The following is a 13,136-nucleotide window of genomic DNA, read 5'->3' on the forward strand; positions in this document are numbered from 1 at the left end:
CTCGTGGATCACACGAGCGCCATGAAGCTAACAGGGGCTACCGACAACACCGAAAGGCTTTTCCCTTCGCCCGGACACCGACGGCCGACAGGTCCGGCCGACGTGCCTCGGCCCGTGGCCGAACCGGTCGCGGGTCGGTGAGGAGGCAGAGGGGCAGGAGCCCCGGACGGATGGCACCGGCCCCGAGCATCACCCCCGTCCGCCGACGACCAGCCGGTGCGGTCCTGCCGGTACGAGTTCGCCGATCACCGGGGCGCCCGGCACCTCACCGGCGACCAGAAGGCCGCCGGAGGTCTGGGCGTCGGCGAGCAGGAGCCGGGTCAGTTCGTCGGTGCGGCCGAAGTCCGTGTGCGGGGCGACCCATTCGAGGTTGCGGCGGGTGCCGCCGCTGATGTGCCCGGCCCGGGCGGCGTCCCACGCGCCGTCGAGGAAGGGGACCGCGGCGGGGTCGACGACTGCGGTCACCCCCGAGGCGCGCGCCAGTTTGTACAGATGTCCCAGCAGGCCGAATCCGGTGACGTCGGTGGCGCAGACCGCGCCCGCCGCGAGTGCGGCCCGCGACGCGTCGCGGTTGAGCGCCGCCATCGTCTCCACCGCCTGCGGGAAGACCTCGCCGGTCGTCTTGTGACGGTTGTTGAGCACCCCCAGTCCCAGCGGCTTGGTCAGCGACAACGGCGTTCCCGGCCGCCCGGCGTCGTTGCGCAGCAGTCGCGCCGGGTCGGCGGTGCCGGTCACGGCCATCCCGTACTTGGGTTCCGGGTCGTCGACGCTGTGACCGCCCGCCACCGCGCACCCGGCCGCCGTGGCGACATCCAGCCCGCCCCGCAGCACCTCGCGCGCCAGATCGAACGGCAGCAGGTCGCGCGGCCAGCACAGCAGGTTGACCGCCACGAGCGGTGTGCCGCCCATCGCGTAGACGTCCGAGAGCGCGTTGGCGGCGGCGATGCGGCCCCAGTCGTACGGATCGTCCACCACCGGGGTGAAGAAGTCCGCGGTGGTGACGACGGCGGGTGCATCCGGGCCGCCCGGCATCCGGACGACGGCCGCGTCGTCGCCGGTGTCGATGCCCACGAGCAGATCGCCCGCCCGTTCGCCGCCCCCTCCGGCGGGCGTCAGCCCGGCCACGATCTCCTCAAGCTCCCCCGGAGGGATCTTGCAGGCGCAGCCGCCGCCGTGCGCGTACTGCGTGAGGCGCACGGTCTCCTGCCGGACGCCGGTCTCCATACCCGTCATGGCCGTCCTGGTCCTTTCACCTGGGAGGTCGCGCCGTGTGGCGCGTTGACACGTCCTGGGGGCGCGGGTTCGATGGGCGTGGCCGGGGCGAGCCCTCGACGACGGCCTGAGGGGAGACGTAAAGGCGCCTGGTGGCCCTCCCGGTCTTCAAAACCGAGGTGTCCGAGCAACTCGGGCAGGCGGGTTCGATTCCCGTCCGTCTCCGCCGTCCCGTCCGTGTCAGCCATCGCCCGGGCCCACCGCGCGGCAGCGGCGCAGCGTGCCGTCCACACGGACGGTGCGACCGCGCTCGTCCAGGTACTCAAGCAGCGGGATCACGACCCGGCGCGTGGTGTCCAGCGCCCGGCGCGCCTGACTCGCGGTGAACGGCTGTGCCAGCCGCGCCAGCACGGCCGCGGCCCGTGTGTCCGCCCCCGGCAGCAGCACGATGCCCTCGCCGATCCGCAGCAGTTCGCCCGCCGCCTCGGCGGCCGCCAGCAGCTTGGGCGTCAGACCCAGTTCCCGCAGCCGTTCGGCCTCCGGTGCGCGGAACGGCGCACGGGCGAGATCGGCGCGTACCGCCTCGACGGCGGCCTCGGCCCGGGCCGGCAGCGCGGGACGGGCACGGCTGCCGTAGAGGCGGCCGTCGCTGTGGCCCAACCCCGGCGACCGTTCCAGCAGTGCCTCGACGAGCGCGCGTTCGGGCAGGCCGAGCGCCTGCCGTGCCGCCTCCAAGGGCATGCCGGGCTCGAGCGGGTTGCGAGCGGCGTGGTCCTCGACGACGCGGCCGAGCCGCTCGCGCAGTTCCTCCCAGTGCGCGGGGTCCGCGAGCCATTCCCCGGCGACGGGATCGGCGGTCGGCGGCACCCCCATGGCGAGGAGCTCGGAGCGGCGGACCAGACCGCGGCGGCGCAGCTCCCCCGCCTCGTCGGCGGCACCGCGCGCCGCCCGCAGCTCCCGCTCACGCGCGGCCGCCGCGCCCCGCCTGGTCAGGCGCGGTGGACGAACGTCCAGCACGGTGATCCCCGCCGGAACGCGATGCCGTCCGGGGTCGCGCAGCAGTGCGGAGTCGCCGACCCGCAGCGGCAGCGGTGCGGCCGTCCGCAGCCGTGCGGTGTCCTCGCCGAGCGGACGGACCGTCACCGGTACGGCGGCGGTGCCCACGTGCAGCGTCAGTTCACGCGGCAGCTCGCGGGCCGGGTCGCCGCGCAGCCGTACGTCGACGGTGTCGGTCGTCAGCCAGCGGTCCGAAGTGAGCAGTGCGTCCCCGCGGCGCAGGCCACCGGCGCCGGGTCCGGTCACATTGACCGCCACCCGGGCGACCGCGCCGGCCTCCTCCCGCGGTTCCTTCAGGGACTCCAGGCCGCGCACCCGCAACACCGCGCCGTCGCGGGCGAGCCGGAGCCGGTCGCCGACGCGCACGGTGCCCGCGCCGAGGGTGCCGGTGACGACGGTGCCACGGCCCCGCACCGTGAACGCGCGGTCCACCCAGAGGCGGACGTCCGCGTCGCGGTCGGGCTCGGGCAGCTCGCCGGCCAGCCTGCCCAGGGCCGTACGAAGTGCGTCCAGGCCCGCGCCGGTCACCGCGCTGACGGCCACGGCGGGCACCTTGCCGAGGGAGGACTCGGCGATCCGGGCCAGTGCCTGGTCGCGAGCGGCGCCCGGATCGGCGAGGTCGCTGCGGGACACGACGAGCACACCGTGCCGCACCCCGAGGGCGTCCAGGACGGCCAGGTGCTCCTCGGACTGCGGCTGCCAGCCCTGGTCGGCTGCGACGACGAAGAGGACGGCGGGCACCGGGCCCACACCCGCCAGCATGTTGCCCACCAGGCGCTCGTGCCCCGGTACGTCCACGAAGGCGAGGTCGCCGGCGCCGGGCAGCCGCGTCCACACGAAGCCGAGGTCGAGCGTCATGCCCCGGCGCCGCTCCTCCTCCCAGCGGTCGGGCTCCATGCCGGTCAGTGCGCGCAGCAGCGCCGACTTGCCGTGATCGACGTGGCCCGCGGTGGCGAGGACATGCACCGTCAGGCCCCCCTTCCCGGCACATCCGGCGCCTCCCGCGCGACCGCCGCCCGGCGCACCGCCGCGGCGAGGGCCGCGTCGGCATCCTCCGGCACCGCCCGCACGTCCAGCAGGCAGCGGCCCTCCTCGACGCGGGCCAGCACGGCGGGGTCCGCGCCCCGCAGCGGGGCCGCGTACCGGGCGGGCAGCGAGACGGCCGCGCTCGGCAGCGTCACCCCGGGTGCGCCGCCCCCGCCGACCACCGCGTCGGTGCCGACGGCGCGGCTGTCGATCCCGTCCGCGCGCAACTCGGCCGCGAGGCGTTCGGCGCGCTGCCGCAGCCGGGCGGGATCGGCGTGCAGGGCGGTCCGGGTCGGGGTGTCGGGGCCGCGCACGGTCGCCTCCAGTGCCGCGAGCGTCAGTTTGTCCACGCGCACCGCGCGGGCCAGCGGGTGCCGGGCCAGCCTGCGTACCAATTCGGTGTCGCCCAGCACGAGTCCGCACTGCGGTCCGCCGAGCAGTTTGTCGCCGCTGGCGGTCACCAGGGACGCCCCGGCGCGCAGCCGGCTCGCCGCGTCGGGCTCCCCGGGCAGCACCGGATCCGGGGCGAGCAGTCCCGAGCCGATGTCCGCCACCACGGGCACACCGAGTGCGGCCAGTTCGGCCACCGACGCCTCCCGGGTGAAGCCGGTGACACGGAAGTTGGAGGGGTGCACCTTCAGGACGAAGCCGGTGTCGGGACCGACGGCCGCGGCGTAGTCGGCGCGCGTGGTGCGGTTGGTCGTGCCGACCTCCCGCAGCCGGGCGCCGGTGGAGACCAGCAGATCGGGCAGGCGGAAGCCGTCGCCGATCTCCACCATCTCGCCCCGGCTGACGATGATCTCCCGCCCTTGGGCGAGGGCGGTGGCGGCCAGTACCAGGGCGGCCGCGCCGTTGTTGACCACGTGGGCGGCCCCGGCGGCCGGCACGGCGCGCAGCAGTGCGTCCAGTGCGGACCGGCCCCGTCGGGAACGGGCGCCGGTGGCGAGATCGAGTTCCACGTCGGTGGTCCCCGAGGCGGCGAGCACCGCCTCCCTGGCTGCGGCGGAGAGGGCGGCCCGGCCCAGATTGGTGTGCAGCAGGACCCCGGTGGCGTTGATCACCGGACGCAACGCGCACGCCGTGGCGGGCAGGGCGGCGACCGCGTGATCGGCGACCTCGCCGACGGGCACCTCACCCGCCCGGGCCCGCGCCTGCACCCCGGTGACCACGTCCTTGACCAGCCCCCTCCCCAGTCGCTCCGCCGCCGCGACGAGCCGGGGATCGGCCAGCAGCACATCGGTGCGCGGCAGCCGCCGCCGTTCGTCCACGTCCGGGACCGTGTGCGCGGCGGGGGCCCGTCCGGCGGAGGCGTGGTCGCGGTCCATCTCGTGCACCCTCGCTCTGGCCCTGCTGAAACCCCGTCAGGTTACGGCCGAGGCGACCGACGGGGCGTGCGCCACACCGGGGTGACGGCCGTTCGGCGCGGGGGCGCCGACGCGCGGTCCGTCCGGGACGCGGCGGACGACGGCCCGCACCCGTGTCGGCAGGGCAGCCGGTCGAGCGCGCGGCACGCGGGGCACCCGCACCGGCGCACCCCCACCCGTGTCACTCCTCGTCGCGGCCCTCCTCGCGGGCCTGGAGGCGACGGCGTTGCGGTTCCACCACGTACGCCGGGTCCTTCGTGGAGGTCACGCCCGCCTCGAAGGTGCCGAAGCGCTGCAGGACACTGCCCGCCATCAGGGCCAGTCCGCCCACCGCGGCGGCGACGCGGCTGCGGCGGGCGAGGGTCAGCGCGGTCATCGCGCCGCCCAGGGTGAGGTACTCGGAGGCCTTGCGCAGACGGTGCGGCCGGCCGGTGGTGTACGCCTGCGTCACCAGGCCCGGCCGCCGGTCGATGAGCCGCGACGCGACGATCTCGGCCGCCGCGCCGACCGCACCGAGCCGCCGTGCCGGGCCGGCCTCGGCCACCGGTGCCGTCAGCATGCCGAGACCGGCCGCGCTGGCGGCCGCGGAGCCGGTGAAGACGAACGGCAGCTCTCGACGGGCGTCGTGCCACGCCGGCACCGCCGTCTGCGACAGCAGGACCGCCGTGTACGAGGCGACCCCGGGGGCGAAGACGGCCGCGGACAGGCCCGCGGGGCGCGCGGCCAGCCGCAGCAGCCGCCCGGGCAAAGTGCCGCGCACGGCGGCGGGCAGCACCTCGGCGGTGGCCGCCAGGGCGCTGCCGGGCCCGTAGGCCACGAGGATCCACGTGCCGACGGACATCGGCGAACTCGGCTTGGCGACCCGCAGCATGTGGTGGAAGCGCTCGGGCCGGCCGAGGTCCGCGACCAGCAGGTACATGCTCGCGAGCAGGGCGGCGAACCCGCCGACCCGTGCGGTCCTGCGCAGTTCGGGACGGTCCGTCAGATCCGCCCCGGCCGCGAGCAGCGCGGCCCCGGCCGACAGCCCGCCGGTGAAGAGGTACGCGGGGATCTTCCACTCCCACACCGGGGGTTTGAGGACCGGACGCCCGTAGTAGGAGCGGAACGTCGCCCTCGGCACCATGGACCGCTCACGGCCGCCGTCGTCGTCCCGGCCGCCGCGGCCCTGGCGCACGGCCCCGTCGCGGCTCACCGTCGTCCCCCGCGCACGAAGACCGCCGCCGAGACGGCCAGCAGCGCCGACGCCGCCACACCCGCGTGCTTCCACATCGACATCAGGTCGCGGGTCGGCACGACGGGGTCCGGCGGGAGCCCGTACACCTCCGGGTCGTCGAGCAGCAGGAAGAACGCGCCGTCGCCGCCCACGCCGTCCTCGGGGTCACGGCCGTAGAGCTGGGCCTCGGTCACTCCGGCCTCGTGCAGGGCCGCCAGGCGCCGGTCCGCATTCCGGCGCAGCTCGTCCAGCGGGCCGAACTGGATGGAGTCAGTCGGGCAGGCCTTGGCGCAGGCCGGTTCCAGCCCGTCGCGCAGCCGGTCGTAGCACATGGTGCACTTCCAGGCCCGGCCGTCGTCGGGGCGCCGGTCGATGACGCCGTACGGGCAGCCCGACACGCAGTAGCCGCAGCCGTTGCAGATGTCGGGCTGCACCACGACCGTGCCGAACTCGGTGCGGAACAGGGCGCCGGTGGGACACACGTCCAGACATCCGGCGTGCGTGCAGTGCTTGCACACGTCGGAGGACATCAGCCAGCGGAACTGGGTACGGGTCTCCGTGCCCGTGCCCGCACCAGGGAGGTCGAAGGAGGGGAAGCCGAGGTCCACCGGGGCCGTGCCGAGGTCGCCGCCGCCTCGTCTGGCGACCTCCAGGGCGTCCGCCACCACCTCCTCGGCCTCCTCGGTGCTGGACGGCCCGACGGGCAGGTCGGCCAGGCCCGCGTCCTGCCGGCCGAGCGGGCGTTCCTGCTCGATGAAGGCGACGTGCCGCCAGGAACTCGCGCCCAGCATGCCGGTGTTGTCGAAGGACATGCCCAGCAGGTCGATGCCGTCCTCGGGGATGCCGTTCCACTCCTTGCAGGCCACCTCGCACGCCTTGCAGCCGATGCACACGGAGGTGTCGGTGAAGAAGCCCATCCGGGGCGGATGCTCACGGTGGCCGGCATCACCTGCGGGATCCTCGAGCGGCCCGTAGAAGCTGTTCTCGGCTGTCATGACGGCTCCTCGGGCCGGTCCGATTCGATGTGCGCCCGCTCGACGTGGCCGTCGGCCGTCGCTATGCGAGTGCCGGTCTCGGTCGTGATGCCCGCCCGGCGGCGGTAGTCCGCGACGTACTCGAGCAGGGCCGGTCCCCTCGGGCGCCGCCCCGGACGCACGTCGCAGGTCAGCACCTTGCTCTCCTGGATGAAGACGTTCGGGTCGGCCACCACGCCGATCAGGTCGTTGACCACGTCGCCCTTGGTGAGCCCGGTCTGGCCCCAGTGGTAGGGCATCCACACCTGGTGCACCACCCGGCCGTCGACGCGCAGGGGCGCCATCCGGTCGGTCACCACGACGCGGGCGTCGACAGCGGTCCTGCTGGTGATCACATGGGCCCAGTCCAGATGGTGCAGCCCGCGCTCGACCGCCAGCTCGGGCGAGACCTCCACGAACAACTCCGGCTGGAGCTCGGCCAGGTAGGGCAGCTGCCGGCTCATCGCACCCGCCGTGTGGTGCTCGGTCAGCCGCGCCGCGGTGAACACGAACGGGAACACCTCGGAGTGAGCCTCGGGCGGGGCGGGGTTGGAGGGGTTGTCGGGGCGCCCGTAGACCTTGCGCACGGGGTTGCCCTGCTGTCCGTAGAGCAGGTTGCGCATCGGCGACTCGTGCGGCTCGTAGTGCGTGGGCATCGGACCGTCGGCGAGTCCGGCCGGGGCGAACAGCCAGCCCTTCCCGTCGCGCATCATGATGAACGCGTCGTCCCCGTCGAGCGCCTGAACGCCCGACGCCCCCTCCGGGGCCTTGTAGTCCGGCGGCTTGTTCTTCTCGAAGTCGGGAGTGTCGTGGCCGGTCCACTCACCGGCCTCCGCGTCCCACCAGACCAGCTTCTTCCGCTCGCTCCAGGGCCGCCCCTGCGGGTCGGCGGAGGCGCGGTTGTACAGCACCCGCCGGTTGAGGGGCCATGTCCAGCCCCACTCCGCGTCGTACGGGCCCGTCTCGAAACGGGAGGTGCGCCGGCGGGACTGGTTGGTCTCCCCCGCGTACACGCCGCTGTAGATCCAGCAGCCGCAGGCGGTGGTGCCGTCGGCCTTGAGGTCGAGATAACCGTCGACCGTCCGGCCGGTGTTCAGGTCGATGCCGTTGATGTGGCGCAGCACGTCCGACGGGGACGGCTCGTCGCCCTCCGTCTCGTAGTCCCAGGCCAGGTCCAGCAAGGGGCGGTCGCGCTCGTCGGCCGAGCCGGCCAGCTTCTCCTTCAGCCGCACCCCGAGCTGGTGGAAGAACCACAGCTCCGACCGCTGGTCACCGGACGGTTCGACGGCCTGGTCGCGCCACTGGAGCATGCGTTGCGTCTGTGTGAAGGTGCCGGCCTTCTCCACGTGCGAGGCCGCGGGGAAGAAGAAGACCTCCGTACGGCACTTCTCGGTGACGATCTCCCCGGTCTCGATCTCCGGTGCGTCCTTCCAGAACGTGGCGCTCTCGATCATGGCGAGATCGCGCACGACCAGCCAGTCGAGGTTCGCCATGCCCAGGCGTTGCAGCCGGCCGTGCGCCGAGCCGACCGCGGGATTCTGTCCAAGGAGGAAGTAGCCGAAGACCTTTCCGCCGTCGACCATGTCCATCACGGTGCGGTAGGTGCCGTGATCGCCGTTGATCCGGGGCAGGTAGTCGAAGCAGTAGTCGTTCTCGGCCGTCGCCGCGTCGCCCCAGTACTCCTTGAGCAGGGAGACCATATAGGCGTCGGCGGCGCCCCAGAACCCCTTCTGGCCCCGGCCGCGGACCCCGCCCAGATAGGTGGCCAGGTCCTCGTGGGTGGTGTCCGGCATCGGCAGGTATCCCGGCAGCAGATTGAACAGCGTGGGCACGTCCGTGGAGCCCTGGATGCTGGCGTGGCCGCGCAGCGCGAAGATCCCGCCGCCCGGGCGCCCGATGTTGCCCAGCAGCAGCTGGACGATCGATCCGGCCCGGATGAACTGGGCGCCCACCGAGTGCTGGGTCCAGCCCACGCTGTACACCAGCGCGGTGGTGCGCTCCCGGCCGGAGTTCTCCGTCCAGGCCCGGCACACATCGAGGAACAGCTCCTGCGGCACACCGCAGATCCGCTCCACCATCTCGGGGGTGTAGCGGGAGAAGTGCCGCTTGAGCACCTGGAACACACAGCGCGGGTGCTCCAGCGCGGGGTCGGACTCGATGCCGCCCGCGGCCCCCTCTATGAACGGGCCGCCCGCGCCGTGCTGGTAGGGGGCGGACACCTCCTTGAGGTGGTGGCCCGGCTGCTCGTCCATGGGCGTGCTCGCATAGGACCAGCTCGACGCGTCGTAGGACGCGGTCTGCGGGTCGTAGCCGCTGAACAGCCCGTCCAGGTCCTCGGTGTCCCGGTACCGCTCGCTCAGCAGGAAGGGCGCGTTCGTGTACGCCCGCACGTACTCCCGGAAGTCCAGGTCGTGCGTGAGGATGTAATTGATCACGCCGCCGAGGAAGGCGATGTCGGTGCCCGCCCGCAGCGTGACGTGCTGGTCGGCGTGCGCGCTCGTCCGGGTGAACCGCGGGTCGATGTGGATGACCTTGGCGCCTCGTGCCTTGGCCTCGATGACCCACTGGAACCCGACGGGGTGGGCCTCCGCCATGTTGGAGCCCATGATGATGATGCAGTCGGAGTTGATCAGGTCCTGCTGGTAGTCGGTGGCACCACCACGTCCGAACGAGGCTCCCAGACCGGGAACCGTGGCGGAGTGTCAAATACGGGCCTGGTTCTCGATCTGCAGGGCACCCAGGGCGGTGAACAACTTCTTGATGAGGTAGTTCTCCTCGTTGTCCAGCGTCGCCCCGCCGAGACTGGCCAGACCCATGGTGCGGCGCAGCGGCCTGCCGTCCGCGTCGGTGTCCTGCCAGCCCTTGCGCCGTGCGTCGAGCACCCGGTCGACCACCATGTCCATGGCCGTGTCCAGGTCCAGTTCCTGCCAGGCGGTGCCGTACGGCGGGCGGTAGAGCACACGCTGCTCCCGCTGCGGACCGGTGACCAACTGCTTGCTCGCCGAGCCCTTCGGGCACAGCCGGCCGCGGGAGATGGGGCTGTCCGGGTTGCCCTCGATCTGGACGACCTTCCCGTCCTTGACGAAGACGCGCTGCGCACAGCCCACGGCGCAGTACGGGCACACCGATCCGGCCACCCGGTCGGCGCTCTCCGTACGGGAGGTGAGCCCGGCCGAACGGGCCGACTGCGCGGCCTTGCCCCGGCCCAGCGGGTCCGTCCCGGTGAGCTGCCGGTAGACGGGCCAGGCCTCGATCCAGCGCTTCACGCCCATCCGCCTGCTCCTTCGTGCGGTGGCCCCCGCCTGCTGTCGACGCTACCGGCCGACCGGCCGCCCGCAAGTCCGGCACACCCGGGATCGGGGCGGGCAGGTACCCCGGCCATCGAGCAACCGGGGCGGTCGACATGCCTGACACCGACACCGGTCGGCGTCCCCGGCGTCAGGGCCGGGGGGCGCTCCTGGCCCGCCGCCGGTCGGCAATCCGACCGCCGGCATCCCGACCGTCGGCGTACTCCTCGGCCGCCTCGACCGTCGGGCCGCGCCGTCATCCCGGGCTTCCCATGCGAGCGTCCCGCAGGACCCCGAGCGTGACGGTCCTGCGCCACCGACTCGAGCCGGCGATGCCTGCGCCGCACTCCGCCCCACAGGGCCGCCCCCAACATCGGGGCAGGTCGAAGCGGCCGCCCTGCGGCAGACGGGCCAGCGAACGGAACCGCTCAGGGGGCCCGTGGTACCGATGAGGCGAAGAGACCTAGAATCGAATACATGAGCGAATACTCGCCGCCCCGCCCCGGCCCCACGACACTTCGCACCGTGTGCGGCGATCCCGCAGGCGATAGCGTCGCCGGCCCGGCCGGACCGCTGGGAACAGCCGATCGAGCGGGCCCCGTGGCCGGCTGCCGGACCGTGACCGAACGCGGCCGGCCGGTCCGGCGTCCCGTCTGCGCAGGCGCTCGACGCACCCCCGCGGCGAGCGTCGGCGAGCGCGCGCCACGGGCGGAGACAGCGTTCGTGTCCACGCTCGGATCCATCAAAGGGGTCACGGTCACACGGCTGCCGTGACACCGTGCCCGGATACATGTCAGGGAAGGGACGGATGATCCTGTGGGCATGTCCCCAAAGCGACCTGTGGTGGTGCATCAGCCGTCGCCGGGCGGCGGACGCCGGGTGACGGTGGAGGCGGTGAACCTCGGTCTGGCCCAGGAGCCCCGGGACGTCGAGGAGTTCCTGAGGCGGGCCGGACTCGAGGACGTCGACGCACGGACGTCGGACCTGATCGAGTGGCGCGGGGGTGGACCGGACGTATGGCCGGAATGACCGAACCGGCAGCCGGTGAACGCGAGAGGCCCGCCGTCCGGTGGACGGCGGGCCTCGAGACCGTGAAGCGCGGGTCGGTGGCGTGCGGAACGATCCGTCAGCCGTTGCCGACGAAGAGGACGAGCAGCAGCCACACCACGGGCGCCGTCGGCAGGAGCGAGTCGAGGCGGTCCATGATGCCGCCGTGTCCCGGCAGCAGGGTGCCCATGTCCTTGATGCCGAGGTCGCGCTTGATCATGGACTCGCCCAGGTCGCCGAGTGTGGCGCTGGCCGCGACCGCGAGACCGAGCAGCAGTCCCTGCCACCAGGAGCCGCCGTCGATCAGGAACTGCATGCACAGCGCGCCCGCGACTATCGCGAAGGTGACCGCACCGATGAGTCCCTCGCGGGTCTTGCCGGGGCTGATGCGTGGCGCGAGCTTGTGCTTGCCGAAGCGCCAGCCGATCGCGTAGGCGCCCGTGTCGCTGACGACCGTCAGAACGAGGAAGGTCAGAACGCGCCGCGGGCCGTCGTCCGCCGTCAGCATCAAGGACACGAACGTGGCCAGGAAGGGCACGTAGAAGGCGGCGAAGAGGCCCGCCGTCACATCCTTGAGATAGCCGTCCGGTGGCTCCGTCATGCGCCAGACGAGGATCGCGAGCGCCGTCAGCGCCATCGCCACCCAGGCGCCCTCGGCGCCACGCACATAGCCGGCGACGACCATCGCCGCACCGCCGACCGCCAGCGGTACGAGGGGCGCCTTGATGCCCTTGCGCTCCTCGAGCCGCTTCGTCAGCTCCCACAGGCCCACCACCACGGCGACCGCCACGACGCCGACGAAAACAGCCTTGACGATGAACAGTGACGCCACGATCACGATGCCGAGCCCGACGCCGACCCCTATGGCCGCACCCAGGTCACGGCCCGCGCTCTTCTTCTGCGGCGCGGGCGCCGGCTGTGGGGCGTCGGGCATGGGCTCCGGATTCTCAGGTACCGCCCAGTGGGACGGCGCCTGCAGCGTCTCGTCTCGGAACAAGGGGCCGCTCACCCGAGCGGCCCCCCGGCCGTCATCCTGGTCTCCGCCGGGTGCGGGTACCTCGGGCACGATGGGCATGGGGCGAGTCTGCTGGGCGTCATGCGCATCGTACGCGGAACCCGCCGGGCCGGGGCCGTGAGCCGGCCCCTGGTCGGCGGGTCCCCAGTACCCGGTCTGTGGCGGCGCCCCCCAGGAAGAGTCGTTCATCAGACCTCGAGAAGCTCCGCTTCCTTGTGCTTGAGCAGCTCGTCCACCTGCGCGACGTACTTCGCGGTGGTGTCGTCGAGCTCCTTCTCCGCACGGCGGCCCTCGTCCTCGCCGACCTCGCCGTCCTTGACGAGCTTGTCGATGGCGTCCTTGGCCTTGCGACGCACGGAGCGGATCGCGACCTTGGCGTCCTCGCCCTTGCCCTTGGCGACCTTGATGTACTCGCGGCGGCGCTCCTCGGTGAGCTCGGGGAACACCACACGGATGATGTTGCCGTCATTGCTCGGGTTGACGCCCAGGTCGGAGTCACGGATCGCCTGCTCGATGTTGCGCAGTGCGCTCTTGTCGAAGGGCGTCACGACGGCCATGCGCGGCTCCGGCACGGAGAACGAGGCCAGCTGGTTGATCGGCGTCGGTGCGCCGTAGTAGTCGGCCACGATCTTGTTGAACATCGCCGGGTGCGCACGACCGGTGCGGATCGCGGCGAAGTCCTCCTTGGCGACCACGACGGCCTTCTCCATCTTCTCCTCGGCCTCGAGGAGGGTCTCTTCGATCACCACTTGCTCCTGCGTGTCTTGAGTAGGCCCGGCATCCGTGGGCGGCGGCCGGCTGCGTCGCGTCTTCTTCCTGCACGGTTCCGGACCGGTAGACCATTGTCCATCCCCCGGTCAGGGTCCGTCGTCCGGACGGGGTTCACCCCGAACAGGTCTGCCC

The 13,136-nt window shown here is 72.9% G+C and carries 9 protein-coding genes and 1 tRNA gene; 2 read left to right on the plus strand and 8 right to left on the minus strand.

What is annotated here, in order from left to right; all coding sequences use genetic code 11:
- Positions 1 to 189: 189 nt before the first annotated feature.
- Positions 190 to 1,233 carry a selenide, water dikinase SelD gene (selD, locus tag RCR19_RS10960; protein WP_331264972.1) on the minus strand — a complete coding sequence of 348 codons (1,044 nt, stop codon included), beginning with the start codon at positions 1,231 to 1,233 and terminating at the stop codon, positions 190 to 192.
- 112 nt (positions 1,234 to 1,345) lie between these two features.
- Between selD and RCR19_RS10965 the strand changes: the two genes are divergently transcribed.
- A tRNA-Sec gene (locus tag RCR19_RS10965) sits at positions 1,346 to 1,438 on the plus strand.
- 14 nt (positions 1,439 to 1,452) lie between these two features.
- Here RCR19_RS10965 and selB read toward each other — a convergent pair.
- The 5 genes from selB to fdh form a co-directional block, all read right to left on the minus strand.
- Positions 1,453 to 3,234 carry a selenocysteine-specific translation elongation factor gene (gene selB / locus RCR19_RS10970; protein ID WP_331264973.1) on the minus strand — a complete coding sequence of 594 codons (1,782 nt, stop codon included), beginning with the start codon at positions 3,232 to 3,234 and terminating at the stop codon, positions 1,453 to 1,455.
- Positions 3,235 to 3,236: 2 nt separating this feature from the next.
- A complete protein-coding gene (gene selA / locus RCR19_RS10975; RefSeq protein WP_331264974.1) occupies positions 3,237 to 4,619 on the minus strand; it encodes an L-seryl-tRNA(Sec) selenium transferase in 1,383 nt (460 codons plus the stop codon).
- Between the two features lie 220 nt (positions 4,620 to 4,839).
- Entirely contained in the window at positions 4,840 to 5,850 is a 1,011-nt protein-coding gene (gene nrfD, locus RCR19_RS10980) for an NrfD/PsrC family molybdoenzyme membrane anchor subunit (RefSeq protein WP_331264975.1), read from the minus strand.
- Positions 5,847 to 6,866, minus strand: coding sequence for a 4Fe-4S dicluster domain-containing protein (locus RCR19_RS10985; protein WP_331264976.1), 1,020 nt, complete (start codon positions 6,864 to 6,866; stop codon positions 5,847 to 5,849). Before RCR19_RS10985 ends, nrfD begins: the two co-directional genes overlap by 4 nt.
- Positions 6,863 to 10,156, minus strand: coding sequence for a formate dehydrogenase (fdh, locus tag RCR19_RS10990; RefSeq protein WP_331264977.1), 3,294 nt, complete (start codon positions 10,154 to 10,156; stop codon positions 6,863 to 6,865). Before fdh ends, RCR19_RS10985 begins: the two co-directional genes overlap by 4 nt.
- An 837-nt stretch (positions 10,157 to 10,993) precedes the next feature.
- On the opposite strand from fdh, the gene RCR19_RS10995 reads away from it, so the two are divergent.
- Positions 10,994 to 11,200, plus strand: a complete 207-nt coding sequence (locus RCR19_RS10995) for a hypothetical protein (protein WP_331264978.1) — start codon at positions 10,994 to 10,996, stop codon at positions 11,198 to 11,200.
- A gap of 97 nt (positions 11,201 to 11,297) precedes the next feature.
- On the opposite strand, the gene RCR19_RS11000 is transcribed toward RCR19_RS10995, so the two are convergent.
- Both RCR19_RS11000 and frr read right to left on the minus strand, forming a co-directional pair.
- A complete protein-coding gene (locus RCR19_RS11000; RefSeq protein WP_331264979.1) occupies positions 11,298 to 12,422 on the minus strand; it encodes a phosphatidate cytidylyltransferase in 1,125 nt (374 codons plus the stop codon).
- The gene (gene frr / locus RCR19_RS11005; protein ID WP_059129097.1) at positions 12,422 to 12,979 is read right to left on the minus strand and encodes a ribosome recycling factor; all 558 of its coding nucleotides are present in this window, start codon (positions 12,977 to 12,979) and stop codon (positions 12,422 to 12,424) included. The genes RCR19_RS11000 and frr overlap by 1 nt, the downstream gene beginning before the upstream one ends.
- Positions 12,980 to 13,136: the final 157 nt, after the last annotated feature.

Origin of the sequence: Streptomyces sp. WAC07094, from assembly GCF_036320405.1 — a bacterium.
GTDB lineage: Bacteria > Actinomycetota > Actinomycetes > Streptomycetales > Streptomycetaceae > Streptomyces > Streptomyces lannensis.

What these genes read in the sequence shown, in the direction of transcription:
- selD (WP_331264972.1), bottom strand. Translation starts at nt 1,233, where the DNA reads ATGACGGGTATGGAGACCGGCGTCCGGCAGGAGACCGTGCGCCTCACG.
- selA (WP_331264974.1), bottom strand. Translation starts at nt 4,619, where the DNA reads ATGGACCGCGACCACGCCTCCGCCGGACGGGCCCCCGCCGCGCACACG.
- RCR19_RS11000 (WP_331264979.1), bottom strand. Translation starts at nt 12,422, where the DNA reads ATGAACGACTCTTCCTGGGGGGCGCCGCCACAGACCGGGTACTGGGGA.
- RCR19_RS10985 (WP_331264976.1), bottom strand. Translation starts at nt 6,866, where the DNA reads ATGACAGCCGAGAACAGCTTCTACGGGCCGCTCGAGGATCCCGCAGGT.
- RCR19_RS10995 (WP_331264978.1), top strand. Translation starts at nt 10,994, where the DNA reads ATGTCCCCAAAGCGACCTGTGGTGGTGCATCAGCCGTCGCCGGGCGGC.